Source organism: Phyllobacterium sp. A18/5-2 (genome assembly GCF_025452215.1).
GTDB classification, from domain to species: Bacteria; Pseudomonadota; Alphaproteobacteria; order Rhizobiales; family Rhizobiaceae; genus Phyllobacterium; species Phyllobacterium sophorae.
The window spans coordinates 2,941,101-2,967,357 of record NZ_CP104966.1; the positions used below are offsets into that span (position 1 = coordinate 2,941,101).

Below are 26,257 nucleotides of genomic sequence, written 5' to 3' on the forward strand. Positions count from 1 at the left end.
GCTGCCCTTACCGTAGTGGCAGCGCGTACGTCTGTTTCACGATCTGGCTCGGTATGTCCGTCTTGACGTTCTGGATACCGTTGACCTTGGTAAGGTGCGTTGACTGGAAGTGCCGGTAGTCGTCGAGGTCAGCAACGGCGACACGCAGCAGGGCGTCGCTCTCGCCCAACATGATGTAGCACTCCAACACCTGTGGGAGTTTCTTCATTGCCTCCATGAAATGGTCGATGGTCTCCGCATCCTGTGCGGTCAGCCAGACGCGCGCAAACATCGAGAGCGGCAATCCCACTTTCTCCGGCTTGAGCACCGCCACATAGCGGTCGATGATCCCGGCTTCTTCGAGAAGCTTGACCCGCCGTAAACAGGGCGATGGAGACAAGCCGACTTCCCTCGCCAGCTCGACATTTTGCAGCCGGCCGTCGCGCTGCAGGGCACGTAAGATACGCTTGTCCAGTTCGTCGAGGCGCATTGGCATTTCCTGCTAATAACAGCTAGTTCCCTGATTTCGATGCCAATTATGTAATAAAAATTGGCATCTACGCAACCCGGTTGCGTGCATCCGGGCCTATGATGCCAGTCATGGAAACGACGACTTTGCTCCTCTTCGCTGCCACTGTACTCCCGCTCATCTGTACCCCGGGTCCGGATATGCTGTTTGTGGCTTCGCAAGCACTTTCCGGCGGAGCACCGGCCGGCCTGCGGTCAACGGCAGGTGTCTGCATCGGCTACATTGTGCACTCGGCGCTGGTGGCCCTGGGTGTAGCCGCCATCGTCGCGGCCTCACCGGGTCTCTTCGCCGCACTTCGCTGGGTCGGCGTCGCCTACCTGGCCTACCTGGCTTTCCAGCTTATCAAGTCGGCCATGAAGGCCGGCATTCTTACTCTGGTGACCGCGGCGAACAAAAATCAGCTTCAACGGGGTTTCTTGACCGCGTTCCTCAACCCCAAGGGGATGATGATCTATTTTGCCATCCTGCCGCAATTCATCCGCCATGAAGGAAACATCGCCCTGCAAGCGTCGATGCTCTCTGCACTCTTCATTGGCTTGTGCGGCCTTATCTACACAATTCTGAGTTTCGTCGTTGCGGCCGCTGGCAAGCGCGGCGGTTTCAGCGATCATCATCGCAGATGCGTTGAAGGCGCGGCCGGTGGGCTTCTGATCGTTGCCGCCGCGAGGCTTGCTGTGAGCTAGCGGTTGCGGCCGGAAATGGCCGGCTCCGCGACTTCGTCCTCTTCAACGGGGATCGACGGCAAGGCCGTCGCCGCAGGTTACTCCGAAAGGATTACACCTTTTGGGTGAACCAAACCGCCGGTGTCCCGACGACTCCACGGCTGCGCATCGCCTCCCAGCCTCTTTCCTGGTGCAAGCTTGAGTTGATGCCGGAGCGGGGCTTCCAATGGGCATCGTCAGGCGCTGCTTCATGTCCCGTGCCGGCGCTCATTCGGGTGCGGCAATACGAATGGGGCGTGTTCCGACGGGAGCGCCGGTCTCACGATCAATGGTAACCGGGTCGATCTCCGTTCCGGTCTCGGCGTCGAAGAAACGGGTGACATTTCCCCCGCCGCGATGCTTGCGTCCCCACGCACCGATAGCAAACAGCACCGGCAGAAAATCGCGGCCAGCTTCCGTCAGCACATATTCGTCCCGGGGCGGGCGGTCGGAATAACGGCGTTTCTCCAGCAGCCCCTCGTCAGTCAGGGCTGAAAGTCGCCCCGTCAGCATCGTCGGCGCGATACCCAGACTCTTGCGGAATTCATCAAAACGGGTGAGGCCCGCATGGGCATCCCGCATGATCAGCATGCTCCATGCATCGCCCACGAGGGCGAGGCTCCGGGCGATCAGGCATGGCTGGTTTGAAAGATTCTTCATGTCGATATCTTTTTGATAGTGACTTACTACTAAATCCATAGTAACTGATTATTCATCGATGTTCCACGACAAAATGAAGGCAAAAGCAATGAGCAAGACAGAACCCCGCGTCGCCTTGGTAACGGGCGCTTCCTCCGGAATCGGGCTGGTGACGGCAAAAGCGCTGCGGCGCGATGGCTATCGTGTCTTCGGCACCAGCCGAAAGCCAATGTCGGATACCGCGGACGGGATCACGATGCTGATCTGCGATGTAACCGATGACGCATCGGTACAGGCGGTCGTGGATGACGTTCTAAGCCGCACCGGGCAGATCGATCTACTGGTCAACAATGCCGGGATCGGGCTGCTCGGCGGCGCTGAAGAGTCCTCTGCGGCACAGGCGAAGGCTGTGTTCGACGTGAACGTGTTCGGCGTCCTGCGAATGACAAATGCAGTCCTGCCCGCAATGCGACGCCAGCAAAAGGGCCGAATTATCAACCTGAGTTCGATACTCGGGCTCATTCCCGCTCCCTATAATGCGCTCTACGCATCGACCAAACACGCTATCGAGGGCTATTCAGGATCTCTCGACCACGAGGTTAGAACGCAGGGCATCCGCGTTGTGCTTGTCGAGCCAGGTGCGACCCGCACATCCTTTGAAGAGAACCTCACCCGGCCGGACCAGCCGCTTCCCGTCTATGAGACTATTCGTGCCTACGCGGAGACGCAGATGCGGGAAGTCATTGAAAAGGGTGACGCACCCGAGGTGGTCGCCGCAGCGGTGGTAAGGGCCGCCAATGCGGCATCGCCCAAGAGGCGCTACACTGCAGGCAAAGCGGCCGCGCAAGTCCGGTTTATGCGCCGCTTCCTGCCGGAGTCCTTCGTCGACAAGAACTTGCGGAAGTTCAGTAGGCTTCCGGACTGAACGTCCATCGCCACATTATTGGCGTCGCCGCCTGACCGCAGAATCGAAAGTTTGTTCTTATGAAATCATTCCTGATCGACCGCTATGTCAAAAATGGTGCCCTGCGCTTCACGGAAAGTCCGGAGCCGGAACTGCGTGAGAATGATGTGATGGTGGAGATTCATGCCGCCAGTGTGAATGTTCTGGATGCCAAGATCAGAGATGGCGAGTTCAAGCTCATCCTGCCATACCGCCTTCCACTTATCCTCGGCAACGATTTGGCGGGCGTCGTGGTCCGGGTCGGCGCCAATGTCCGGCGGTTCAAGCCCGGTGACGAGGTCTATGCACGTCCGGCCCAGGATCGCATCGGGACATTTGCCGAATATATCGCCATGGACGAGGCCGATGTCGCGATGAAGCCGGACAACCTGACCATGGTAGAGGCCGCATCCATTCCGCTTGTCGCCCTGACGGCATGGCAGGTGCTTGTCGAGCGGGCCAACCTGCAGAAGGGGCAGAAAATCCTGATCCATGCCGGCTCGGGCGGCGTGGGCACGATCGCGATCCAGCTTGCCAGGCATCTCGGGGCTTATGTGGCGACGACCACAAGCACAGCAAATGTCGATCTCGTCGAAGGGCTCGGCGCAGATGCCGTGATCGACTACAAGAAGGACAACTTCGAGGAGGTCCTGCAGGATTACGACGTCGTACTGAACAGCCTCGGCAAAGACACGCTGGAGAAATCGCTTGGTGTGCTGAAACCGGGCGGGAAACTGATCTCGATTTCCGGTCCGCCGGACCCGGATTTCGCGAGGCAGAACGGTTCCGGCTGGCTGCTTCGACTGGTCATGCGCCTGCTGAGTTTCGGCATCAGGAGAAAATCGAAACGCCAAGGCATCGGCTATTCCTTCCACTTCATGACGGCCAATGGCGCGCAGCTTGGTCAGATTACCTCTCTGATCGAGGCAGGTGCCTTACGACCGGTTGTGGATCGGGTCTTTCCGTTCGAGAAGACCAATGAGGCGCTGGACTATGTCGAAACGGGTCGTGCGAAGGGAAAGGTGGTCGTCGCTGTCAAATGATGGGTGGGCCAGGGGCGATCACTGGCAGTGTGGCAGCTATGCCTGCGGCGGGATCGAATAGGTCGAGGTTGCATGTGCCACCAGTTCGCCGTTGACGGCGCTGGTCATAAAAATGTCGACCACCGCGAGCCGCTTGCCGAGTTTCAGCAGCTTGGCCGTGGCGTCGATGGGCCCGAGCTCAGGCTTGCGCAGGAAATTGATGTTCAGGTTTGTCGTTACCGCCAGGGCCACCGGCCCGATCTGCGCAAGGATGGCGACATAGGCGGTTAGGTCGGCCAGCGCAAAAAGGGTCGGTCCGGAAACCGTGCCACCTGGGCGCAAATGGCGGTCCATCGGGTCGAGCCGCATCGATGCGAAGCCGGCACCGGCATCCGTCACGGTGAATGCCATTCCATCAGCATTTACCTGCGGAAATTCACGTTCCAGAAAGGATGAAAGCGCTTCCACATCCATCAATATCCCCACAAACCTGCCTCCGCCTGTTTTCTTAAAGATTTCACTGCTATTTGTAGGGCAAGTTTTGTCCATACGGGTTGTTCTGCCGGAGGGAATTTGTGGACAAGGTCGAGGCATTTGGCAAGACCGATGTGTTTTATCGGCCTCGCCGCTTTCCGCGTCGATCGCCTCGCCATCCGGGAACAGAACGGGCTCTATATAGGACAAGAATGCTCTTGTAGTTCGCATCGTCTTTACAAGGATGCCAGTGATGAAACCGCCAGGATTAATTGTTGCAACCTGTTTTGCCGCGCTTGCCTATGCGGGGTTCCTCGCGACGCAAACGCCGCCACCGCCTGTGCAAACCGTTCAAGCCTTTAGTCTGCCTGACCACCCAGTCGCTTTGACCGAAGATATGGTCACGCGCTTTCTCTATGGATTTGCCCCCGTGGCCGCCACGATTCGGGAACTGGACGGCAAAGGTGAAGCGGAACAGAGAAAGGCGATATTGGATAAGAAGGCAGCAGAATTTGGCTTTGCCAGCTTTGCAGACTGGGTCGATACTACCAATACAATTATGGTCACTTATCATTGGGTGACCAATCCCGATCCGCGGCAGGAAGTGGACAAGGCGATCGGCGCGATTCCTGCGATGTCCAATCTGACTGATCAGGAAAAGGCAGATATGATCGAGGGTTTGAAGGCTGGACTTGCCAAGGTGGAGAATGCAAAACCGGACGAGGCGAACATGGCCATTGTCCGGCGCCATTTGCGCACATTGAAACCATTCTATGAGCTATGGGCGCCGCCTGCGCAATAGTTGCCGAAAGAGGAACGAAATGGGAGAAGTCCACGCCATCCGCCAAGGAGAGCCGATCGTCGGGTATGAATTGTCGGGCGGGATATTGCGGCTGACTTTGCAGAACCCGCCGGCTAATGCACTTTCTCTGGCAATGATGCAATTGCTGCTCGATCATCTCCAATCGGCGCGGGATGACGTCGCGGTTCGTGTCATTATCGTCGACTCCGCGCAGAAATTGTTTTCCGCGGGACATGATCTGAAGGAACTCAGTGCCCATCGTAAGGATGCAGATCGGGGCAGGGACTTCTTCGAAAAGACCATGCAGCTTTGCGCCGAGCTGATGCAAGCGATCGTCCGCCATCCCAAACCTGTTATCGCCGCTGTCAATGGTCTGGCGACCGCGGCGGGTTGCCAGCTGGTCGCGTCTTGTGATCTCGCGATCTGTACCGACAAATCGACGTTCTGCACGCCCGGCGTCAATATCGGCCTTTTCTGTTCGACGCCGATGGTGGCTCTTTCACGCAACGTATCCCGCAAGCAGGCGATGGAGATGCTCCTGACCGGCGAGACCATCGATGCTTCGACGGCCCGTGAATTCGGATTGGTCAACCGCGTCGTGCCCCAGGAGTATCTCGGACCGATTGTCAGGAAATATGCGCAAACCATTGCTGCCAAATCACCTTTGACGGTGAAGATCGGCAAGGAGGCGTTCTACAGGCAGGTGGAGATGGGGCTGACGGAGGCTTACGAATATGCCGCGCAAGTAATGGTAGACAACATGCTGGCGCTGGATGCGGAAGAGGGCATCAATGCATTTATCGAAAAGCGTCAGCCCGAGTGGAAGGGCGAATGATGCAGGATCATAATCACTACTCCGACAGTCTCATCCGCAGCATCCTTTCCTCGGTCAGGAGCATCGCCCTGGTCGGAGCGTCCGCCAAGGAACAGCGGCCGAGCCACACCGTCATGCAATTCCTGCTGGCCAAAGGTTATCAGGTTATCCCGGTCAATCCGGGCCTGGCCGGCAAGGAGCTTCTCGGGCAGAAGGTCTACGCCCATCTTGCCGACATTCCGGTACCAATCGATATGGTCGATGTCTTCCGCAACTCCTTTGCGGTCCCGGATCTGGTCGGTGAGGTGCTGGCGGTGAAGCCTTTGCCGAAAGTGATCTGGATGCAGCTTGGCGTGCGCCATGAAGCCGCGGCAGTCAGAGCCGAGGCGGCCGGTATCACGGTCATAATGGATCGCTGTCCGGCGATCGAATACGCCCTGCTCGGAATGGATGAATCCTGAATTTCCGGCTGTCGCATTGATACGCACCGCGCTTCGGCCATACTGACGCGGAAATTTCTCGTGTGCAGGTAATTCCTGCTCAACTACGAGGGATTCGTGCTCAAGAATCCACAAAAATGGCTTACGAGATCTCAATTGCAGGACGAATATAGATTGTATTCGGTTGCGGAAATGCCTGCTTGGCGCCAGCCTCGCAATCCCATAGCCTGATCAAACCAGCCCAATGACATGGAGACAAATATGGCGCATCGCGCACCTGGAATCGAAACACTTGCGGTCCATGCGGGCGCTAAACCAGACCCTGCGACCGGGGCAAGAGCGACGCCAATTTACCAGACGACAGCGTTCGTATTCGACGACGCTGATCATGCCGCGTCATTGTTCGGGTTGAAAGCCTTCGACAATATTTACACCAGAATAACCAATCCAACCAACGCGGTATTGGAAGAACGTGTAGCAGCACTTGAGGGCGGCACGGCGGCGCTTGCGGTGGCATCGGGCCATGCAGCGCAACTTCTGGCATTTCACACGCTGATGCAGCCAGGTGACAATTTCGTTGCCTCGAACAAGCTTTACGGCGGGTCGATCAACCAGTTCGGCCAATCGTTCAAGTCGTTCGACTGGCGCGTGCGCTGGGCCGAAGCGGATGACCTTTCCTCCTTCGAGACCCAGATCGACGAGCGTACCCGCGCCATCTTCATCGAGAGCATCGCCAACCCTGGCGGCATCATCACCGACATCGCCGCTATTGCCGAGATCGCCCATCGGCATGGCCTCCCGCTCATCGTCGACAACACTCTGGCATCGCCTTATCTCGTCCGGCCGATCGAACATGGTGCTGATATCATTGTGCATTCTGCAACGAAGTTCCTTGGCGGCCATGGCAATTCGATGGGTGGCGTCATCGTCGACTGTGGTACGTTCGACTGGTCGAAATCGGGCAATTACCCGCTGCTGTCGGAGCCGCGTTCGGAATATAACGGCGTTGTCTTGCATGAAACCTTTGGAAATTTCGCTTTTGCAATCGCCTGCCGCGTGCTTGGCTTGCGCGATCTCGGGCCGGCGCTCTCGCCCTTCAACGCATTCCAGATTCTGACGGGGATTGAGACCTTGCCTCTGCGCATGCAGCGTCATGTCGATAATGCATTAATTGTAGCTAAGTGGCTGACGAGAAACGAGAAAGTGGCGTGGGTCAGTTATGCTGGACTTCCCGAAGATCCTTACAATGCGTTGCAGAAGAAATACGCTCCAAAGGGGGCGGGTTCCGTCTTCACCTTTGGGCTCAAAGACGGTTATGACGCCGGCGTTAAACTCGTGGAAAATCTGGAGCTCTTCTCGCATCTCGCCAATCTTGGCGATACGAAATCACTGATCATCCATCCAGCATCCACGACCCACCGGCAGCTGAGCGACGAGCAAAAAATTGCCGCCGGTGCGGGGCCGGATGTGGTACGGCTATCTATTGGCATCGAGAGCGTCGAGGACATTATCGCCGATCTTGAACAGGCACTTGCAAAAGCAGGTTAAATCCATGAAACAGTTCATAAAAATCGATTTCGACGGCATCGATCCGGAACATGGAACGCCCAAACCCGAGCGCGTCATTTCCGGCGATCCGCAGTTCCGCACCTGGAATTGCGACGAGGCCGAAGGCGGGATCTATGCGGGGATCTGGGAGGCAACTCCCGGCAAGTGGAGAATCGCCTATGACGAATGGGAGTTCTGCCATATCCTGTCAGGGCGATCGATCATCGCGGAAGATGGCGGCGAAGAACACCACGTCGCAGCAGGCGATAGTTTTACATTGCGACCAGGATTTCGCGGAACATGGGAAGTGCTTGAGACAACCCGCAAGGAATACGTGATCAGGCTTTGATCACCACTCGACATCCAGCCTCTCCAGACCATGAAAATGGTAAGTATCACGGCAAATTGGCGCTTTCTTGAACCGCAGGCCGGGCAAGCGTTCGAACAGCACCTTCAATGCAACCTGAAGTTCGAGCCGCGCGAGTGGTGCGCCGATACAGAAATGAATACCCGCTCCGAATGACAGGTTCTTCTGATCGTCACGACCTGGCATAAACGCATCAGGTGAAGCAAAGGCACTCGGATCGCGGTTGCCGGCGCCCAGCATCAGCCCTATCTGGTTGCCTGGCTTGAGCAGAACGCCCCCGCCAAGATCGATCTCCTCATAGGCATAACGCGTGAACATGTGCAGGGGCGCGTCGAGATCTAAGGCACTCCTCCACTGTTTTGACCGTGCTTTCCGCGTCCGCGAACAATCTCGCTGGATCGCTACCGCATTCGAGGACCGACTTCACGGCATTGCCAGTCTGGTGCACGGTGGCCTCATGCCCTGCATTGAGCAGCAGGATCGCCGTGGTAATAAGCTCGTCTTCCGAAAGTCTTGAACCATCGGATTCGGCCGCAAGCAGCAGGCTGAGAAGGTCGTCGGCCGGATCTGCGCGCCGGCGTCCGGCATAATCGCGCAAGAAGCTGGCGAATTCCGCCGCCGCTGCATTGGCACTGTTTTCCGACTGGCGATTGCGGCCATGCATATACATCGCGACAATGCGATGCGACCAGTCGAGCAGTTGCGGTGTAGTCTCCGTCGGGACTCCTAGCATCTCCGCAATGATCGTCACCGGGATTGGCGTTGCGAATTCGCCGATGAGATCGGCTTCGCCCTCCGGCTCGAGCCGGTCGATCAATTCATGAGCAAGCGCCTCAATCCGTGGACGCAAACGCTCGACCTGACGCGAAACGAACGCGCGGTTGACCAGCGTGCGCAGGCGTGTGTGGGCCGGCGGCTCCAGCTCCAGCATCGAGAATTTTTCGATATGGTCGAAATGCTTCAAGTGCGAGCGGTCGCCGGCAACGCCTTGTGAATCCGCTGCGCTGTAGCGCTTTTCCCGGCCGAAGCGGCGGTCGCGCAGCAATTTATTGACAGCGTCATAGCCGATGAAACACCAGAAGCCGTAATCCTCCCAGAAGAAAGACTGCGTTTCCTCATGAAGCAACGCGTAGGCGGGATAAGGATTCTGGAAAAATGTCCGGTCGTGCGGATCAAGGCGCAGACGCCGGTTATTCGGGTCGAAATGGAACGATGAAGGACGGGACAGGGACATCGATGAATTTTCCGTCTATGCAAAATTGACCGCAGCCATTGAGAACTGGCCACAATCCGTTTCATATTTGGCTCGAGATCTCGCTCTTTCCCAAGACATAGCAGGACCTGATCATGAAAATCACCATTGTCGGCGCAGGAATAGCCGGTCTGTCGACTGCGTGGTCATTAACCAAGGCGGGCCACTCGGTAACACTCATTGAGCAAGGGGGGATCCCGCTGCGGTCGGTCGTCGCGTCGCCCGGTTCATTAACGATGGTGACATGCCTTTGCTTCGGCGCTGGCTGAGGGCAGAAGCGCTTGATCGTCAGTCGTGAGTAATCACCTTGCGAAGGATCACGGCGCGAACATCTTGCGGAACCGGGTGGCTACGCCCTATGTATCGAATGTGTAATCCACGAGATCTGGGGTATTTGAGCTCCTCATTCTCCAAAACGCTGAGGCCCACCGATGAGAGATCCAATCGAAACAGCTATGAACCTCGTGCCCATGGTCGTCGAACAGACCAATCGGGGCGAGCGGGCCTATGATATTTTCTCGCGCCTGCTGAAAGAACGCATCATCTTTATTACCGGACCGATCGAGGACGGCATGGCGACGCTGATCTGCGCGCAGTTGCTTTTCCTTGAATCGGAGAATCCGAAAAAAGAAATCAGCATGTACATCAACTCGCCAGGTGGTGTTGTCACCTCCGGCATGGCGATTTATGACACGATGCAATTTATCCGCCCGGCCGTATCCACGCTTTGCTTCGGTCAGGCAGCATCAATGGGATCGCTACTCCTGACCGCTGGTGAAAAGGATATGCGCTTCGTTCTGCCGAACGCCCGCATCATGCTGCACCAGCCTTCGGGCGGTTTCCAGGGGCAAGCATCCGACATCGAACGTCATGCCCAGGACATCATCAAGTTGAAGCGCCGTCTGAACGAAATCTACGTCAAGCATACGGGCCGCGACTATGACACGATCGAGCGGACACTGGACCGCGATCATTTCATGACCGCGACGGAATCACTCGAGTTTGGTCTGATCGACAAGGTGCTTGAATCGCGTGCGATCATCGAAGGCGAAGGAAAGTAATCGGCTAAATTGCCCGGCCGGGTCGAAAATGCACATTTTTTGACCCGGTTGCGGACTTTCTGCCACACATCCGGCTTGCATAGAGGCCAACAGACGTTACGTTAAGTCATTGGTGAGTTAGGAAGCCTATTCTGCATATGACTATTCACTTCCACCTGGAGGAAGTGGCGGACCCGGGAGAGCGGGACCGATATTGAAAGGAAACTGCAATGAGCAAAGTCAGCAACGGCGGCGGCGATTCCAAGAATACGCTTTATTGCTCGTTTTGCGGGAAGAGCCAGCATGAAGTTCGCAAGCTGATTGCGGGCCCGACTGTATTTATCTGTGATGAGTGCGTCGAATTGTGCATGGACATCATCCGCGAGGAAAATAAGTCCTCGATGGTGAAATCCCGTGAAGGCGTCCCGACGCCGCAGGAAATCATGGCTGTTCTCGATGACTACGTCATTGGTCAGAGCCATGCCAAGCGTGTTCTCTCTGTCGCGGTGCACAACCACTACAAGCGGTTGGCCCACGCATCGAAAAACAATGAAGTCGAACTGGCAAAATCCAACATTCTCCTTGTTGGCCCAACCGGTTGCGGCAAAACCTATCTGGCACAATCGCTTGCCCGCATTATCGACGTGCCGTTTACCATGGCCGATGCGACGACGCTCACCGAGGCTGGCTATGTTGGCGAGGACGTCGAAAACATTATCCTCAAGCTGCTCCAGTCGGCCGACTACAATGTCGAACGAGCGCAGCGTGGTATTGTCTACATCGACGAAGTGGACAAGATCAGCCGCAAATCGGACAATCCTTCGATTACCCGGGACGTGTCGGGCGAGGGTGTCCAGCAGGCGCTGCTGAAGATCATGGAAGGCACTGTTGCTTCCGTGCCGCCGCAAGGCGGGCGTAAGCATCCGCAGCAGGAATTCCTGCAGGTGGATACAACGAACATACTGTTCATCTGCGGCGGTGCTTTTGCGGGTCTAGATAAAATCATTTCGGCTCGCGGCGAGAAGACGTCGATCGGATTCAGCGCTGCAGTCAAGGCGCCGGACGATCGCCGCGTTGGTGCGATCTTCCGCGAGCTCGAGCCGGAAGATCTGTTGAAATTCGGTCTGATCCCGGAATTCGTCGGTCGTCTTCCGGTCATTGCAACGCTGGAAGATCTGGATGAAGTCGCTTTGGTGCAGATCCTGTCTGAACCCAAGAATGCCTTGGTCAAGCAGTATCAGCGCCTGTTCGATATGGAAAACGTCGAGCTGACATTCCATGAGGACGCACTGAAGGCGATTGCAAAGAAGGCGATTGCCCGCAAGACCGGTGCACGCGGACTGCGTTCAATCATGGAGAAAATACTTCTCGACACCATGTATGAGCTGCCAACTCTCGATGGCGTGCAGGAAGTCGTGATCTCGGGGGATGTGGTCGAGGGTAATTCGAGACCTCTCTACATCTACGCTGAGCGTAAAGAAGAAAAAGGCAATGTTTCCGCCTGATTCATTGGAGATATTGTGACCGAAGGGAAAGCTCCGCATCACGCGGAGCTTTTCTGTTTTTCGCCGCATCTTAATTGTGCCACGAAACAATATTTACGTGGGGTCGGATGTAGTGCAGGATTTTACAGGGAAACGTGGGGTCTCGAAATGCCGCGACTGAGTGGCAGTGCGATGATTTCCACGAAAAATCGCCTGTTCGAAAGGTGTGTTGCGTTGCAAAAGATTGCGCTCCGGCTTTTGCAGGAGCAGGATAGATTACGATTCTGTGAATACGCTTGAAGCCGGGATGCTTGAAACAAGCAGGCCGCCACTCCAAGTAAGGGTTAAGCTGCACAACTGGTAGTACGCCGCTCAACGCATGGTTCTAAAGACCCGGGTTGTACTCCTGACAAGGGGATCCAGTCTTGGTGAAGATCATGTAATCAAAGGGTACCCGGATGTGGCGATCTGGCCAAATGGCCTGAGAAAGGACACGAAATGACCGTTGCAAGCAAGAAGACACTGGCGGGTGGCGAGAGCGGGCTTTATGCCGTTCTGCCGTTGCGCGATATCGTTGTCTTCCCACATATGATCGTTCCACTCTTCGTCGGGCGCGAAAAATCCATTCGCGCGCTTGAGGAAGTCATGGGCGTCGACAAGCAAATCCTGCTTGCCACACAGAAGAATGCTGCGGACGACGATCCGCAGGCCGATGCGATCTACACGGTAGGAACTATCGCCAACGTTCTGCAATTGCTGAAATTGCCTGACGGCACGGTAAAGGTCCTGGTCGAGGGTATCGCCCGCGCTGAAATCACCAGCTTCAGCGAACGTGAGGATTACCACGAAGCTAATGCGGTGACGCTCGCCGAACCGGACGAGGATCCGGTCGAAATCGAAGCGCTCGCCCGCTCGGTCGTGTCGGACTTTGAGAACTACGTAAAACTGAACAAGAAGATATCGCCTGAGGTCGTTGGTGCCGCCGGACAGATCGAGGATTACTCGAAGCTGGCTGATACGGTCGCCTCACATCTCGCGATCAAGATTCCTGAAAAGCAGGACATGCTGTCTATCCTTTCCGTGCGTGCACGGCTGGAGAAGGCAATGTCGTTCATGGAATCAGAAATTTCCGTTCTGCAGGTCGAAAAGCGTATCCGCTCGCGCGTCAAGCGCCAGATGGAGAAGACCCAACGCGAATACTATCTGAATGAACAGATGAAGGCGATCCAGAAGGAACTCGGCGACGGTGAAGATGGCCGCGATGAGGCCGCGGAACTGGAAGACCGGATCAAGAAGACAAAACTGTCGAAGGAAGCGCGCGAAAAGGCCAATGCCGAGCTGAAGAAGCTGCGGCAGATGAGCCCGATGTCCGCTGAGGCGACTGTCGTTCGCAATTACCTCGACTGGCTGCTGACCATCCCATGGGGTAAGAAGTCGAAGATCAAGAACGACCTCAATCTCGCCGACGAAATTCTCGATGCCGAACATTATGGCCTGGATAAGGTCAAGGACCGCATTGTAGAATACTTGGCAGTGCAGGCCCGTTCGACCAAGATCAAGGGCCCGATCCTCTGCCTCGTTGGCCCTCCCGGCGTTGGCAAGACGTCGCTCGCCCGCTCGATCGCCAAGGCTACCGGCCGCGAATATATCCGCATGTCGCTTGGCGGCGTGCGCGATGAGGCCGAAATTCGGGGGCACCGCCGCACGTACATTGGCTCGATGCCCGGCAAGGTCATTCAGTCGATGAAGAAGGCGAAAAAGTCCAACCCGCTCTTCCTGCTCGATGAAATCGACAAGATGGGCCAGGATTTCCGCGGTGACCCGTCATCGGCTTTGCTCGAGGTGCTTGATCCGGAACAGAACTCAACGTTCATGGATCATTATCTCGAGGTTGAGTACGACCTTTCGAATGTAATGTTCGTGACGACCGCCAATACGCTGAATATCCCGGGTCCATTGATGGATCGTATGGAGATCATCCGGATTGCCGGTTACACCGAAGATGAGAAGCTGGAGATCGCCAAGCGGCACCTTTTGCCCAAGGCTATCCGTGATCATGCATTGCAGCCGAAGGAGTTTTCGGTCTCTGAGAGCGCCATCCGCGCCATCATCCGCAATTACACGCGGGAAGCCGGTGTCCGTAATCTTGAGCGTGAATTGATGAAGTTGGCCCGCAAGGCCGTTACCGAAATCATGAAGACCAAGAAGAAGTCGGTAAAGGTTACGGAATCGAACATCGATGAATATCTCGGTGTTGAGAAGTTCCGGTTTGGCCAGATCGATGGTGAAGATCAGGTTGGTGTGGTCACGGGTCTCGCCTGGACTGAAGTGGGCGGCGAATTGCTGACTATTGAAGGCGTCATGATGCCTGGCAAGGGCCGCATGACAGTGACAGGCAACCTGCGCGACGTGATGAAGGAATCGATTTCCGCGGCGGCATCTTATGTCCGCTCACGGGCTATCGATTTTGGTGTCGAGCCACCGCTGTTCGATCGGCGTGACATTCACGTCCACGTGCCGGAAGGTGCAACACCGAAGGATGGTCCGTCGGCGGGTATAGCGATGGTTACAGCCATCGTCTCGATACTGACGGGCATTCCGGTTCGCAAGGATATCGCCATGACCGGCGAGATCACGCTGCGGGGCAGGGTGTTGCCGATCGGTGGTCTGAAGGAAAAGCTGCTCGCCGCTTTGCGCGGTGGTATCAAGACGGTTCTGATCCCGGAAGAAAACGCCAAGGATCTGGTGGAGATTCCGGACAATGTGAAGAACGGGCTTGAGATCATTCCGGTCTCGCATGCCAATGAGGTGCTCAAGCACGCATTGATACGCCAGCCGGAGCCGATCGAATGGACCGAGCCGGCCCATGTGCCAGCTGCTGTCGAGGACGATGCGGCAGCGCAGATCGCTCACTAACAGCTAACAAAGAAAAGGCCGGGCAAGATATTGCCCGGCCTTTTTGATTCGCGGGTCGTGGGCGGTGCTCAGAGCGCGCCGCTGAGAATTCCGGCACCAGCAAGCGCAAAAACACTGCCGATGACGCGCAAGGCGCATGAGCCTGCCCGTTGGCTGTTTCTGCCCACGACCTGTCCGAGGCCGATGCCGGCAACGTGGAGCAGCGCCGTGGAAAGCATGAAGCCACCTGCATACTCCAAGCCCCCCGCGCCGCCGGGCATTTCCGCAACGTGTGCGTAGCCGTGGAAGATTGCAAACAATCCGGCCAGACCAGCGGCAATGGCCACGGGTGCCTTCACTTCAAATGCGACCGCTGTGCCAAGTACGATGACGGAGAGGGCAATCCCAAGCTCAATAAGCGGCACATGAATGCCATTCATGCTCATGATGCCACCAGCGGCCATCATGCCGACAAAGCTGAGTGGAACGAGCCATAGCGCCCGTCCGCCAAGCTGGAAAGCGAACACGCCAACCAGAATCATCGCCAGCACGTGATCAAGGCCGGAAATGGGGTGGGTGAAGCCATGAGCGAACCCGCTGGTTTCGCCAACGCCGACATGGGCGTAGGCGAGTGCAGGATAGAGCGTGGCTGCGAGGACGAGGGCAGTTCGTAAGGTGCGGTTAAGTGGCATTTGGGGTTCCCATGGTTCAGCGTTCTTGGAAGGAGTGCTGATACCATTGTTGCCGTAGAAACCGCGCCCGCGAAAGAGCAAAATGCTGCGCCTGCTCAATAAGGATGCGAACCAACGTTTGCCAGCAGAAATGATGCTGATTTCAAAGTGGATGGAATGGTGGGCGATGAGAGACTCGAACTCCCGACATCTTCGGTGTAAACGAAGCGCTCTACCAACTGAGCTAATCGCCCTTCGCAAGGGTGCGTGGGGAGCGTTTATGCGTTTAGAACGCTGTTGGCAAGAGGGATGCGACACTTTTATGATTTGTTTGAAGAGTTTTTCACAATCGCATTTTTCATGCTCAGTTGTGCTTGACACTCTCCTTCGAACGCCTTAAACGACCGCTCACGCCGGACAAATTGTTCGGTAAGAAAGTGCGCGGGTGTAGCTCAGTTGGTTAGAGTGCCGGCCTGTCACGCCGGAGGTCGCGGGTTCGAGCCCCGTCACTCGCGCCACTTTTCTCTCAAGTAAATCAAATAGGTATTGCTTCTGAGAAAAGTGGCGGCCCGCACATCGGCAGCTCGGACAGCCGCCAAATCACTGTGTGCCGCTTAGCATGGCGCGCCACGTGGACATTCCGCAGTCACATTTACTGTAACGTACTTCCCAAGTTTGTTGCCATTTGCTTGTTTCTGGATCACGTCGAAATCCTACGTCGTCAACATCTCGAACAAGAGAAAGAGGCGCGGAACGTGTACGGGATCCTTCTCCTCTTATGGCACTCCGATTGGGTGCTGTTGGCTTTTTCCGTTCTCATTTTTGAAATACCCCGCTACACCATTTCGCTTGTCTCTCTTGCCGTTCTGGTAGCCGGCAGAAGTCAGCCACGCGCAGCCAAGCCCGACTTGCGCATCAGTGTCGCGATTCCCACGTTCAACGGTGCCGGTGGTCTTCGCCAGACAATTGTGTCGCTTCACAATCAGTCATTACCGCCTTACGAAATAATAGTCATAAACGATGGCTCGCTGGATCAAACACCCGCAATAGCCGAACAGGCGCTCGCCGAGGGCATGGTCGATCTTGTCATTCACAATCCCAGCCGCTGCGGCCGCAGTCCGGGCGTCAACGTCGCAGCGCGTTTTGCCCGTGGGGATCTGATCCTGACCGTTGATCCGGACACGGTGTTTTCCTCCACCGCGCTCGAACGCATGTCGGCGGCGTTTATCGATCCACGTCTAGCGGCGGTGAGCTGCAACATAGGTGTCAGGAACGAGAGCGCTACCATCTGGACAGAATTGCAGGCACTCGAATACCTGATGTCCATAAGTGCCGGAAAATCCTTTCTCGCGCAGATCGGTGCAATCTCCTGTTGCTCCGGTGCCTGCTCGCTCTATAGACGCGATATCTTCCTCGATCGCGGTGGGCTCGATGTAGGACCGGGGGAGGATCTCGAAATCACGTTGCGATTGCGGCGGTTCGGTCATCATGTTGGTTTCGTGCCAGATGCATGGGCATCAACGATGGCGCCTGAAACATTCATCGCTCTGGCCCGCCAGCGACTGCGGTGGGACCGTGATGCCCTGAGGGTCCGTCTCATCCAGTATCGCGAGTGCTGGCCCTTCAGGTCGGAAGGGCTCGCGGACACACTTCAGCGACTTGACTTCATTGTCTTCGATGTCGTTCCGACGCTTTCTCTGCCATTCTATCTCGCCTATTGCGTCCTTGCGTTCGGTCCGGACACGCCGAAATTTCTTGCGGGAGTGAGTCTGCTTCTTATGGTACTGGGCTTATTCAATCTTGCGCTTACCGGCCTCCTGTTTAGCCAGCGACCGAGACTGTTCAGCGTGCTGGTCGCTCCGATCTTTCCAGTTTACCAAGGCATGTTGATGAAAGGTGTGCGCTTTTGGGCATTCTCTTCGGAACTGCTATTTTCAGCCTCGCGTCAAGATGATTACGTGCCGCCTCGCGTCCGACGAGCGCTGGCGACCGCGTCGCCGCGGGAGATTTGACCATGAATCGCGAGGTACATCGCCTCGGCGTGAACGTACCCGACCCGGTCGAAAGCCGCCGGGCTGGCGCGGGAAGAATTGTCCGATCTCGTTTATGCCGCCCTCGTGTTCGGGATACTTGGGTTCTTTGTCGTCCGATTTGGTGCGCCGCTCGTCTTACTCAATGGGCCGGGTGTGGTCACCGCCCAGCGCTCGGTGATTTCCTCGCCATATGTGGTACGGGTGGAGCGGATGGATGTGCGGCCCGGTACCAAAGTTGAGGCAGGCACGCTGATCGCCATGGTGAGCTCGCCCCAAGTCAATCAAACCTCCTCAGACCTTCTGCTGGCGCTTGCGGAGATCACGGGCAGTGAGGCCGAACTGCGGGTCAAGGCGCGCGTCGCACGCGATTCGATCGACGCTGCCCGGTCGCGATTCCGTATGGCTGATGACACGCTCCAACGTTTGGAAAAAGCAAGTAGTGCAGAGGATTTTGGCCTGATTTATCGCGCCGATGTGTACCGGGAGCGTGCAGTGGCCGTCCAAAGCCTGTTGGCACTTGAGGCTGAGGCTGAGGAGGCGGCGGCACAGCTGGTACGACTTGAGGCGGTTCGACGGGAAATCCGCGGACAATTCGATGCGGTCAAAAGCGAATTCGATAGCGGGCGCATTTTGTCGCCAGCAAGGGGCATCATTGCGCCACGTACAAGTTACGCCGGTGAGACGATGTTGGCCGGCTCCTCGATAGCGGAGATTTTTCTTGATGGCGACACGTTCGTCGATTGGTACATCCCCAACTTTCGGCTGGTCGACCCACGTCCCGGCCAGCGTGTCATCGTCGTGTACGGTCGCACGCGGCTATCAGGTACGATCAGTGAGATTCTTCCGATCTCCGACCAGCTCAGAATCCCGGCGCAGTTCGATCTTGCGCGAGCCGTCGGCTGGACAAATCGGCCGCATTCGATTTGACCCTGGGGTGTTGCCACCAACGCTGAACGCAACCGTGCATGTTCACATGTTTTATTCGGAATTCACCGATCATATCGCTTGGGCCCTCGTAAGGCTGTTCAATTTTAACTGACAGGGTAATGACGATGAATGACCGGTCTTTCACTGAACGGTGCCCTGCATGCAATTCCACTGAGCTGGAACGGCATGTGATCGTCCACCACATGATTTGTGCCTATGTGGGACCCGAATACGATTTCGGGCGGAATTCAGAACGAAAGCACTGCCCCAAATGTATGCGGGGATTGGTGGCCCGCGGGGAAGATTGGGAAGTGGTGGGAACGAGCGTGCTGTGTGGGCAGTGCGGAAGCGAACGAATTCTGCCACCTTGACGGACTGCCCGAACGCGCGACGACAAAAAGCAATTCTACCGGCGTCAGCCGTCGCCTTCCGATCTTTGGCATAGGGCGAGCACCGGACTTTCGATCCAGATTTGCAGTTCGATGACACCCGTGCAGCTCGAACCCATCGCAAGGGAGAGGAGAGTGCGAAAGATAGAAAGTGGTCCTCTCCTGGCTGTGCTCGTCAATTCAGAGGGGCCTCGTCCGCGATGTCGAAGCGCAAGGCGGCGAATGCGGCCTGGTCGCGCCCGCGGCGAAAGTCGATGAGGGCGGATAGGCGGAGGGACAATTGGCACAGGAGGTGTCACGGCTCTACAATCTCAAGAGCCAGGCCTCCACTTTCCCCTTGCCTTTGACTTCGATAGCGCCGCGGGTCTCGAAGACGAACTGACCCTTAAGCTGGTCGTAGACCGGGCGTGTCACCTGAATGGAGTCGGGGATTCCACCTGATTCCATCCGGCTCGCGAGGTTCACTGTGTCGCCCCATAGATCGTAGATGTATTTGCTCTTGCCGATGACGCCGGCCACCACCGGCCCGCTGTTGATGCCAACCCGGAGCTTCATCGAGACGTTATGCTCCATGGCGTGCTCGCGGGTAATGTGGACCATACGTATTGCCATGCGGACCATACGCTCGGCGTGGTTGGCTACCGGCTCGGGCAGGCCACACACCGCCATATAGGCGTCGCCCACCGTCTTGATCTTTTCGATTCCGAGATCATTGGCGGCGATATCGAAGCGCGTGAACAGTCCGTTCAGAAACGTCACGACCTCGTGTGGTGGCATCTCCGATGTCAGCGCCGTAAAGCCGACCAAGTCTGCGAAGGCGACCGTTACCTCGGCAAAGCCGTCTGCGATTGCCTCCTCGCCGCCGCGCAGCCGATTTGCGATCGGTGCCGGCAGCACGTTGAGCAGTAGCTCTTCGTTCTCGCGGTTTTTGTTCTCGATCATGAGATTCTTCTGACTGAGATCCTCGACCATGCCGTTGAAGGCCAAGCAGAGCTGGCCAATCTCGTCGCGCGTGCGGACCGGCACGCTGGTCCCGTAGTCACCAGCAGCGAAGCGTTTTACTCCGGCAGTGAGCTCGCGCAGCGGTCCGAGCAGCGCGCGCGACAGCCACGCGGCAGTGGCGGCTATGACCAGCAGCGCCAAGCCGCCGACGAGCAGCAGATCCCGGCGGAGCCGGTCGATCGGTGCGAAGGCCTCGGCGCTGTCGATCTTCGCGACGAGCGCCCACTTGACGCCAGGAATCGCCAGCGGTCCCCAGGAAGCGAGCGTCGGGACGCCACGATAGCCGATGATCTCGCCTGTGCCCTCGACACCGGCAAGCGCGGCACGGGTAGCCTTGGTGTCTATGCGCTGATGCAGCACTGGCGTCCCGTAACGGCCGATGGCGGAGATCTCATCGTCCGAGGCACCGACGGATTTGAGCTCAGCGAAGTAGTTATCCCGATTCTCGTAGTAGGCCCGCGGGCCAGAGCGCACCAGATAATCGGGACCGACGAGATAGGCTTCACCCGTGCCGCCGAACCCTTCCTGCTGCCAGCGGCGGCCACCGGTGACGACATTGTCGATCTCCTCGTTCGACAGTTGCGCGATCAGCACGCCGATGACGGCGCCCTCGTCGATCACCGGTGCCCCCATGAAAGCGATTGGTGCGCCGCCGGATGGGGGAGTAAGAGGCGAAGTCCTCAAGGCACACGGCCGAGCGGTCGGGGGTAAGGGCGCAACGGGCAACGGCGGCGGCGACATTGGAGCCGCGGTAGGGACCGACTTGGAGGGACGTAGTGAAATCGACTTCTTTTTCGACTGTGTAGATCAGGCGACCTGATTTGGCGTCGGCCACCATGAAGTCGAAGAAACCGACCGTTGCGGCTGCGGTGCGCATCAGTGGATGGTACACGGCGTGCAGCCTGCTGTAGTCGCTTCCGTCGCCCGCGTCGTCGAGGAGCTTTCGCCGCTCGGCCGGATTGGGATTGGCGACGATGTAGTGATACTGCAGATAGTAGGGCGCGCCACCGACTGGCAGGTAATCGGCCAGAGCAGCCTCCTTACCAAGAATACGCGTCATTCCGGGGATAAAGTTCTCAGCATACCAGTTGCTGACCTTCTGCCGCAATTCGGGTGACGCGCCTGCCCGGTCGATCTGATCGACTGCGATCCGGAATTCGCGCGTTGCATCGACCACCATCTTGGAGGTGGCAAGGAGGCGCAACTCGGCATGGATCGTGCGAAAATAGGTTTCAACCTGACGCGCCTTGGTCTGACGAGCGGACGTGAGCTGGTCGAAGACTGCTTTTTCGAGGGCGTCGCGTGCGCGAAAGTAACCGAGCACTCCGGTCACAAGGACCGCGATCGCGCCAAGCAGGACGAGGGTTGTAAACAGCTTTGCCGCCAAGCCCCAGCGCGGGGGCGGGATGAGTCACTCAAATCAGCCGAAGACATGAATCAACTCTGGCCGATAGCGCAAGTGCCGGGCAGATATCGCCGATGATGATGATGATCCGAACGTCCGCACAACCCCCGCTGTTGAAGACCGTTCAATCCAGAACGTATGACGGATGCTACTGCATTCGCAGACGGAGGGGTAGCGCAATCTTCGGGCCGGCGCAGGGGTCATTTTGACATCAGTCGGCCGCCAACGTCCATTTTGGATTCCTGACATCAGGCTTGACAGTTGCCGATCCGTACCTGGCCGCATGCTCTAGGGTGCGGGCAATACGAGCCGCGGCAATAGCCAGCTGTGATGGCTTGGATTTGCCAAATTGAAATCTATCGATTGGCCGTCTTCAACATGGTCTAATATTCTCTGACAGGCCACGACAGGTACCGTAGGAGGCATTTCAGGTGAAGTAAATTCAGCTCGCCAAGGCCATATCGGAAACCGATCAGCATCCATGTATACAACCCAGGAACCGTAACACTCAGCGCCGTCATCAATCGCTTTTCCAAGCGCCCGCCAGGTGGCTCGGGCATTATGATGAGCGTAAACACATGGTAGAAACCTCACGTGCGTGTTTGGATCTATTCGGAGCAATCTGATCTCATCTCCGAAATCGATCATGCTTGACTGCCCGCCAAGGACGAGACCCGCAGCCCAGCCAGTGTAGTATTCTTTGGAAAGCGTCGGATCATTCTCGACATCGAGAAACACGCATATGCCATCTGACATATTCGACAAATGCATGGCACCAAACGCTGCAAGAATCGCTGCAGCATTTCGTTGCCCAGCCATAAATCCCTCTCGTTCAGTTCCTGAAACTTCATTGGTCTGACGAGCGATCGGAAGGACGCGAATATAGTTGGAGTAGAAGAAGCTATTCTCCGCCCTGGCTTGGTATTGTATCCTTGACGTGTTGCCGGGGCCTTTAAAGTACCTGCCCCAGAAAGCTGGGTGCTGCCCCAACAAGCGGCTTGCATGGCGCAGACAGGACAAAGACGCGATATCCGCCTGGTCAATCCCCACGACATAGCTGCTCGCTACATCTATTCGTGCACTCTCAGCCCTTTTGTTCTTCCTAGCATGCCCCTCGAGAGTATTTTGGGGAGTGATGGATTTGTCGGATTTACGACCTTTTTTGGGTTTGTCTTTCATTACGGCCCCCAGACTTATGCAGTGTGACTTCTAACGTACTTAGTCGCGCAAATATTATGCTACGCGACCGACATGTCACCAAACAAAACTTGGCTACTCCAATTGGAGTAACCCGTATAGGTCTATTTTTTGAAAGAATAAAAATGGTATGATGTTCAGTTAACTATAGGGGGCAAGTTCCATGCGTAAGAAAATTAAAAGTATTGGAGTGTATGGCATAGTAGCATTAGCAATATCAGTTGCAATAGTACTGCCACAATTTTCTGTTGCGTATGCGCAGGAATGTCCTGCTGGTAATTGTCCTAAATGAGGGAGTGACTTGTCATGTTCGCTCTCTTTAACTCGACCGAATTCTGGTTCGGACTCGTAGTGTTATCTGCTTATCAGTGCGGGAAATTTCGAGAACTAAACCTGGTAGACCCTTCGGTTACGGAGCGTTCATCAGTCATACCCAATCTCCGTGCCAGTGATTTCGCTGGAAAGAATGCTTATGTCAGCAGTCTGATTGTGTTTCTTCTTGCAACCTTCGTTGGCTACACACTCCTCTGCGCCGCTTCCCCGACTGTTCTTCGAGGGTGGTTCGAGGTTACAAAATCACCTGTAAACACAGCTGATTTTGTCAACAAGGTCCCATATCCACTTTACATTGCTGCTGCATTCATGGGTTTGACGCAATCCGCGATACCCGGGTTTGCGGCTCTGGGCGATTTTCAGAAGAACTTTTTTCACTTCTGGATTGGCGTTCCGCGGAAAGTCATTGATACCGCCGCAACGTTCTCCGAAGAAATTATTGCTAAGACCGAAGACAACAAAGAACAATTGTACATGGTGATCAGGCAGCTTTTGAGCGCCCGCTGGAAAGCAAAGATAGACAAATATGCTGATTTGGTTTTTTACGAGTATCAGATCAGGAGGATGAAGCTGGACGAGACTGACGTTCTTGATGATATCAAAAGTGGCTCTACCAGAGAACTACAGCATATCATCGAGCAACTTGTATACGCAGCGGCGATTGCTGCTGTTCGAGAGACTGGTGGAAAGGCGCTCGACGAACTGGCGGCGGACCTAGACGTTCCAATTCCAGGACCCCGCTATCCCTATCGCAATCTGGCTCTGAGTGCCTTGGTTTTTATCGTTTGCCTTACATTGCTATGGTTCGCGGTTCCAATGAGCAAGCCCATTGTAGAGAGTACCATTGGCTCTGCGAGCGCAATCTACTGGCCAGCGGACCTTGCTACGTCCGGTCAGTACTTGCTGGCTCACTCAATTCCTATCTTCTGTGCGATCGGGCTGATGCTAATGATGAAAAGCAATTCGCGCAGCCAGAAGTTCGAACGATATCCAGAACTCATAATATCGGTGATTGTACTTGTTGTTGTGTATGATTATCTGCAAGCACTATTCGATTACGGTTACTTTTCGAAAGTATCGGATGGAGATGTATTAAGTTTTTTTGTTAGAAGATTGCCGTTTAACATCCTTCATTCGTTAATATCGTGCTTCATATGCGTAATAATATTGATGTTTCTTGAGAACTCTGGCAAGCCAGGAATATTAAATAGCAAACTATTTGCGTGGTTGGCTCTCGTCCTATCGACTATTCTGGTTTCATCATTCTACGCATTCGCACGGTTGAAATTCCAGTTCAACGGCTTCTCGCCAGACTTCATGATCTGTGTCGTGACGATGAACGTCATAGTTGCGAGCATTTCTTTTGTCGCAGTCGAAGCATACGCCAGGTACGGGCTTAGCAAAGCAAAGCGAGTGGCTTAGATCCATTTGAATTTGTGGAATTATTTTCATTTTTGTCATCGTGATGGATGCAACGGTAGCAAGAGAAAGAAGAAGAACAACAACTTTCGGAGCTGGGGGGCAAAGAGATGAATCCGTTACTTTTAGTAGCCTTCGGGCTATTTCCGGACCTGGTCCGGCTGATTGCCGGAGATGAGGCTGGAACGTTTGCCGGAAGAGTCACAAATGCAGTTAAGACGTGACACAAACCGAAGACGACAAGGCAGCCCAGAAGAAGCTTGAAGCAGATCCTGTTGTGAAGGCGGACTTACAGAAGCGGCTGGCTGACATTGCCTTGGAGGCAACGAAAGAACAAAATCGCGCCGACGAACAGAAGCGGCAAGTTGAACTCGATGTTCTGAAAGAGAACATTGCAGAAGCTGCTCGCGAACGTGAAGATGCATTGAACCGGTTCCGGGAGGAACTGAAGAGTACAGGCGATGCCAGAACCTTCTACGCGGACATGTCAAAAGCGGGAGGTGCCGGCGCATGGATAAACCCGACGCTTTCTCTGGTTATTACGATTGGCTTTCTTTTCTTTGTCTACCGCCTCATGGACCCCAATTTGGACTTGAATGAGAACCAAGTCTTCAACATCGCTCTCGGCGCCATGTCTGCTGCGTTTGCTACTGTGATCGGCTTCCATTTCGGCTCCTCCGTTGGCTCCAAGGACAAAGATATTGTCAACAAGGCGCTTGTCACGGAACAGGCAGCGAAGCGAATAGAAGAACGCGTTTCCCCACCTGAAGCAGCACCCCCGCCAGTTTTGTCCGATGAAAGGCCGTCGGGCGGATCCTCGGGTGCTACGTTCGAAATGAAGGCTCCCCATATCGCGCGTGGGTTGATTACTGATTTCGGGCTGACTGAAAATCAGGCCTGCGGCATATTGGGAAATATCGGCCTTGAGTGCGACGGCTTCCGGCAGTTTCAGGAACGCGGCACAAAACCGCCTCGTGGCGGTTGGGGATGGTGCCAATGGACCGGTCCACGGCGCAGGGCATTTGAGAAGTATGCGATGGAGCATGGCCTTGATTTCCGTTCCGACGCGGCCAACTATGGCTTCCTCAGCAAGGAGTTGGGGTCGTCGGAAGCCGCCGCGCTCGCGCAGTTGAAAAGAGCCAAGAGTTTGGAGGAATCGGTAAAAGCCTTCATGCAGAAATTTGAGCGGCCGGGAGTTCCCAACCTAGCAGGACGACTTCTATGGGCCAATCGCGCTCTCAAGGCATATAGGGAGGCGTTCCATGGATAGATTGGTATCAACCGTCGATATTCTTTTCAAAGTAGCTCTCGCCCTGATAGCCGCCTACACAAGCTATCAGTTCGGAGCCTTCAGGCAACAGAATGACGATGCCAAACTGGTCGTTGATCTTGCGTTTGCGCAAGAACCACGAACAGCGATGGCGGGTGTGGTGTTGGCCGGAACTTATCTGAAATCGGGTCAGATCCCACCGGATTTGTATACTTCCATTGTCGCTTCCGCCAATTCCAACGGCGATCCACAACTGCGCGACACCGCAAACAACGGTGCAACTGAGATTGCCTCATCAAACCGGGTCGTAGCAAAGAAACTTACCCAGGTTTTGGCCACACTACCAGTCAGGGTGTATTTTCAGATCAGCCGCGAAGCGGATCGGGCTCGCGCCAAGCAGACGGAGGATCTGCTCCAGAATCACGGCCCGACCTTTAACTCTCAGTCAGTTGTCGTACCGGGGATCCAATTCGTCAAGCAGGCCCGGACAAGAACAGAGGTTCGCTGCTTTAAGACAGCAGAATGCAACGACTTCGGCAGCAAGCTTGTTACTTTCCTTGCCGGTATAGGCATTTCCTCTGCGCTTGTGGATTTGAGCGACCGTTACGGAAATTCTGAGAGTATACGGCCATATCACTTCGAGATTTGGTTCGGACCTCTTTCATAGATTGTTTATGTATGC

General features: G+C 55.7%; 22 protein-coding genes, 2 tRNA genes and 4 pseudogenes. 19 read left to right on the plus strand and 9 right to left on the minus strand.

All coding sequences use genetic code 11. The annotated features are described in order from the left end of the window. Positions 1-7: 7 nt before the first annotated feature. Positions 8-475, minus strand: coding sequence for an Lrp/AsnC family transcriptional regulator (locus N8E89_RS14660; RefSeq protein ID WP_410010313.1), 468 nt, complete (start codon positions 473-475; stop codon positions 8-10). Between the two features lie 104 nt (positions 476-579). Between N8E89_RS14660 and N8E89_RS14665 the strand changes: the two genes are divergently transcribed. Continuing rightward, on the plus strand, positions 580-1,191 hold the full coding sequence (locus N8E89_RS14665; RefSeq protein WP_262260337.1) for a LysE family translocator: 612 nt from the start codon (positions 580-582) through the stop codon (positions 1,189-1,191). 246 nt (positions 1,192-1,437) lie between these two features. Here N8E89_RS14665 and N8E89_RS14670 read toward each other — a convergent pair whose 3' ends face one another. Beyond that, positions 1,438-1,869 (minus strand): winged helix-turn-helix transcriptional regulator, encoded by a 432-nt coding sequence (locus tag N8E89_RS14670; RefSeq protein ID WP_106664967.1) that lies wholly within the window; start codon positions 1,867-1,869, stop codon positions 1,438-1,440. A gap of 88 nt (positions 1,870-1,957) precedes the next feature. Between N8E89_RS14670 and N8E89_RS14675 the strand changes: the two genes are divergently transcribed. Then, positions 1,958-2,773, plus strand: a complete 816-nt coding sequence (locus N8E89_RS14675) for an oxidoreductase (RefSeq protein ID WP_262260340.1) — start codon at positions 1,958-1,960, stop codon at positions 2,771-2,773. Between the two features lie 59 nt (positions 2,774-2,832). Next, complete coding sequence (locus N8E89_RS14680) at positions 2,833-3,834, plus strand: NADP-dependent oxidoreductase (protein WP_262260341.1); 1,002 nt, start codon at positions 2,833-2,835, stop codon at positions 3,832-3,834. A gap of 36 nt (positions 3,835-3,870) precedes the next feature. On the opposite strand, the gene N8E89_RS14685 is transcribed toward N8E89_RS14680, so the two are convergent. Next, the gene (locus tag N8E89_RS14685) at positions 3,871-4,287 is read right to left on the minus strand and encodes a PaaI family thioesterase (RefSeq protein ID WP_262261917.1); all 417 of its coding nucleotides are present in this window, start codon (positions 4,285-4,287) and stop codon (positions 3,871-3,873) included. Between the two features lie 253 nt (positions 4,288-4,540). Here N8E89_RS14685 and N8E89_RS14690 point away from each other — a divergent pair, with 253 nt between their 5' ends. The 5 genes from N8E89_RS14690 to N8E89_RS14710 all read left to right on the plus strand — a co-directional run bounded on the left by N8E89_RS14690 (position 4,541) and on the right by N8E89_RS14710 (position 8,240). After that, positions 4,541-5,089 carry a hypothetical protein gene (locus N8E89_RS14690; protein WP_113172881.1) on the plus strand — a complete coding sequence of 183 codons (549 nt, stop codon included), beginning with the start codon at positions 4,541-4,543 and terminating at the stop codon, positions 5,087-5,089. 19 nt (positions 5,090-5,108) lie between these two features. Next, the gene (locus tag N8E89_RS14695) at positions 5,109-5,924 is read left to right on the plus strand and encodes an enoyl-CoA hydratase (RefSeq protein WP_106665008.1); all 816 of its coding nucleotides are present in this window, start codon (positions 5,109-5,111) and stop codon (positions 5,922-5,924) included. Beyond that, positions 5,921-6,364: a CoA-binding protein gene (locus N8E89_RS14700; protein WP_245448818.1), complete on the plus strand. Its 444-nt coding sequence runs from the start codon at positions 5,921-5,923 to the stop codon at positions 6,362-6,364. The genes N8E89_RS14695 and N8E89_RS14700 overlap by 4 nt, the downstream gene beginning before the upstream one ends. Positions 6,365-6,604: 240 nt before the next feature. Beyond that, complete coding sequence (locus tag N8E89_RS14705; protein ID WP_262260344.1) at positions 6,605-7,891, plus strand: O-acetylhomoserine aminocarboxypropyltransferase; 1,287 nt, start codon at positions 6,605-6,607, stop codon at positions 7,889-7,891. Positions 7,892-7,895: 4 nt separating this feature from the next. Further along, positions 7,896-8,240 (plus strand): cupin domain-containing protein, encoded by a 345-nt coding sequence (locus tag N8E89_RS14710; protein ID WP_112759926.1) that lies wholly within the window; start codon positions 7,896-7,898, stop codon positions 8,238-8,240. Here the strand turns inward: N8E89_RS14710 and N8E89_RS14715 are convergent. Next, positions 8,241-9,492, minus strand: a pseudogene (locus tag N8E89_RS14715) (cytochrome P450). 113 nt (positions 9,493-9,605) lie between these two features. Between N8E89_RS14715 and N8E89_RS29345 the strand changes: the two are divergent. The 3 genes and pseudogenes from N8E89_RS29345 to clpX all read left to right on the plus strand — a co-directional run. After that, positions 9,606-9,710: pseudogene (locus tag N8E89_RS29345) on the plus strand (FAD-dependent oxidoreductase); the annotation flags it as partial. Positions 9,711-9,941: 231 nt separating this feature from the next. After that, positions 9,942-10,571 (plus strand): ATP-dependent Clp protease proteolytic subunit, encoded by a 630-nt coding sequence (locus tag N8E89_RS14725; protein ID WP_106664974.1) that lies wholly within the window; start codon positions 9,942-9,944, stop codon positions 10,569-10,571. A gap of 209 nt (positions 10,572-10,780) precedes the next feature. Continuing rightward, positions 10,781-12,055, plus strand: a complete 1,275-nt coding sequence (gene clpX, locus N8E89_RS14730; protein ID WP_106664975.1) for an ATP-dependent Clp protease ATP-binding subunit ClpX — start codon at positions 10,781-10,783, stop codon at positions 12,053-12,055. A 524-nt stretch (positions 12,056-12,579) separates the two neighbouring features. Here clpX and N8E89_RS29350 read toward each other — a convergent pair. After that, positions 12,580-12,681 carry a hypothetical protein gene (locus N8E89_RS29350; RefSeq protein ID WP_410010314.1) on the minus strand — a complete coding sequence of 34 codons (102 nt, stop codon included), beginning with the start codon at positions 12,679-12,681 and terminating at the stop codon, positions 12,580-12,582. Between N8E89_RS29350 and lon the strand changes: the two are divergent. Then, a pseudogene (lon, locus tag N8E89_RS14735) lies at positions 12,644-14,950 on the plus strand (endopeptidase La); the annotation flags it as partial. The gene N8E89_RS29350 and the pseudogene lon overlap by 38 nt on opposite strands. 68 nt (positions 14,951-15,018) lie before the next feature. On the opposite strand, the gene N8E89_RS14740 reads toward lon, so the two are convergent. Continuing rightward, entirely contained in the window at positions 15,019-15,621 is a 603-nt protein-coding gene (locus N8E89_RS14740) for a HupE/UreJ family protein (RefSeq protein WP_162707102.1), read from the minus strand. Between the two features lie 157 nt (positions 15,622-15,778). Then, positions 15,779-15,854, minus strand: a tRNA-Val gene (locus tag N8E89_RS14745). A 187-nt stretch (positions 15,855-16,041) separates the two neighbouring features. Between N8E89_RS14745 and N8E89_RS14750 the strand changes: the two genes are divergently transcribed. From N8E89_RS14750 to N8E89_RS29355, 4 genes are all read left to right on the plus strand, one after another. Next, positions 16,042-16,118: transfer RNA gene (locus N8E89_RS14750), tRNA-Asp, on the plus strand. A gap of 237 nt (positions 16,119-16,355) precedes the next feature. Continuing rightward, the gene (locus N8E89_RS14755; RefSeq protein ID WP_112759922.1) at positions 16,356-17,612 is read left to right on the plus strand and encodes a glycosyltransferase family 2 protein; all 1,257 of its coding nucleotides are present in this window, start codon (positions 16,356-16,358) and stop codon (positions 17,610-17,612) included. Between the two features lie 78 nt (positions 17,613-17,690). Continuing rightward, positions 17,691-18,560 (plus strand): HlyD family secretion protein, encoded by an 870-nt coding sequence (locus N8E89_RS14760; protein ID WP_262260352.1) that lies wholly within the window; start codon positions 17,691-17,693, stop codon positions 18,558-18,560. 125 nt (positions 18,561-18,685) lie between these two features. Beyond that, entirely contained in the window at positions 18,686-18,931 is a 246-nt protein-coding gene (locus N8E89_RS29355; protein ID WP_410010379.1) for a TackOD1 domain-containing metal-binding protein, read from the plus strand. Between the two features lie 321 nt (positions 18,932-19,252). Here N8E89_RS29355 and N8E89_RS28995 read toward each other — a convergent pair. Both N8E89_RS28995 and N8E89_RS14775 read right to left on the minus strand, forming a co-directional pair. Next, positions 19,253-21,338 (minus strand): annotated as a pseudogene (locus N8E89_RS28995) (adenylate/guanylate cyclase domain-containing protein). A gap of 306 nt (positions 21,339-21,644) precedes the next feature. Next, positions 21,645-22,535, minus strand: coding sequence for a hypothetical protein (locus tag N8E89_RS14775; protein WP_262260355.1), 891 nt, complete (start codon positions 22,533-22,535; stop codon positions 21,645-21,647). A 324-nt stretch (positions 22,536-22,859) separates the two neighbouring features. Here N8E89_RS14775 and N8E89_RS14780 point away from each other — a divergent pair, with 324 nt between their 5' ends. The 3 genes from N8E89_RS14780 (at position 22,860) to N8E89_RS14790 (ending at position 26,242) form a co-directional block, all read left to right on the plus strand. Next, positions 22,860-24,308, plus strand: coding sequence for a hypothetical protein (locus N8E89_RS14780; RefSeq protein ID WP_106664982.1), 1,449 nt, complete (start codon positions 22,860-22,862; stop codon positions 24,306-24,308). 421 nt (positions 24,309-24,729) lie between these two features. After that, the gene (locus N8E89_RS14785; RefSeq protein WP_262260356.1) at positions 24,730-25,575 is read left to right on the plus strand and encodes a phage tail tip lysozyme; all 846 of its coding nucleotides are present in this window, start codon (positions 24,730-24,732) and stop codon (positions 25,573-25,575) included. Then, positions 25,568-26,242 (plus strand): hypothetical protein, encoded by a 675-nt coding sequence (locus N8E89_RS14790; protein WP_262260357.1) that lies wholly within the window; start codon positions 25,568-25,570, stop codon positions 26,240-26,242. The genes N8E89_RS14785 and N8E89_RS14790 overlap by 8 nt, the downstream gene beginning before the upstream one ends. Positions 26,243-26,257 lie beyond the last annotated feature (15 nt).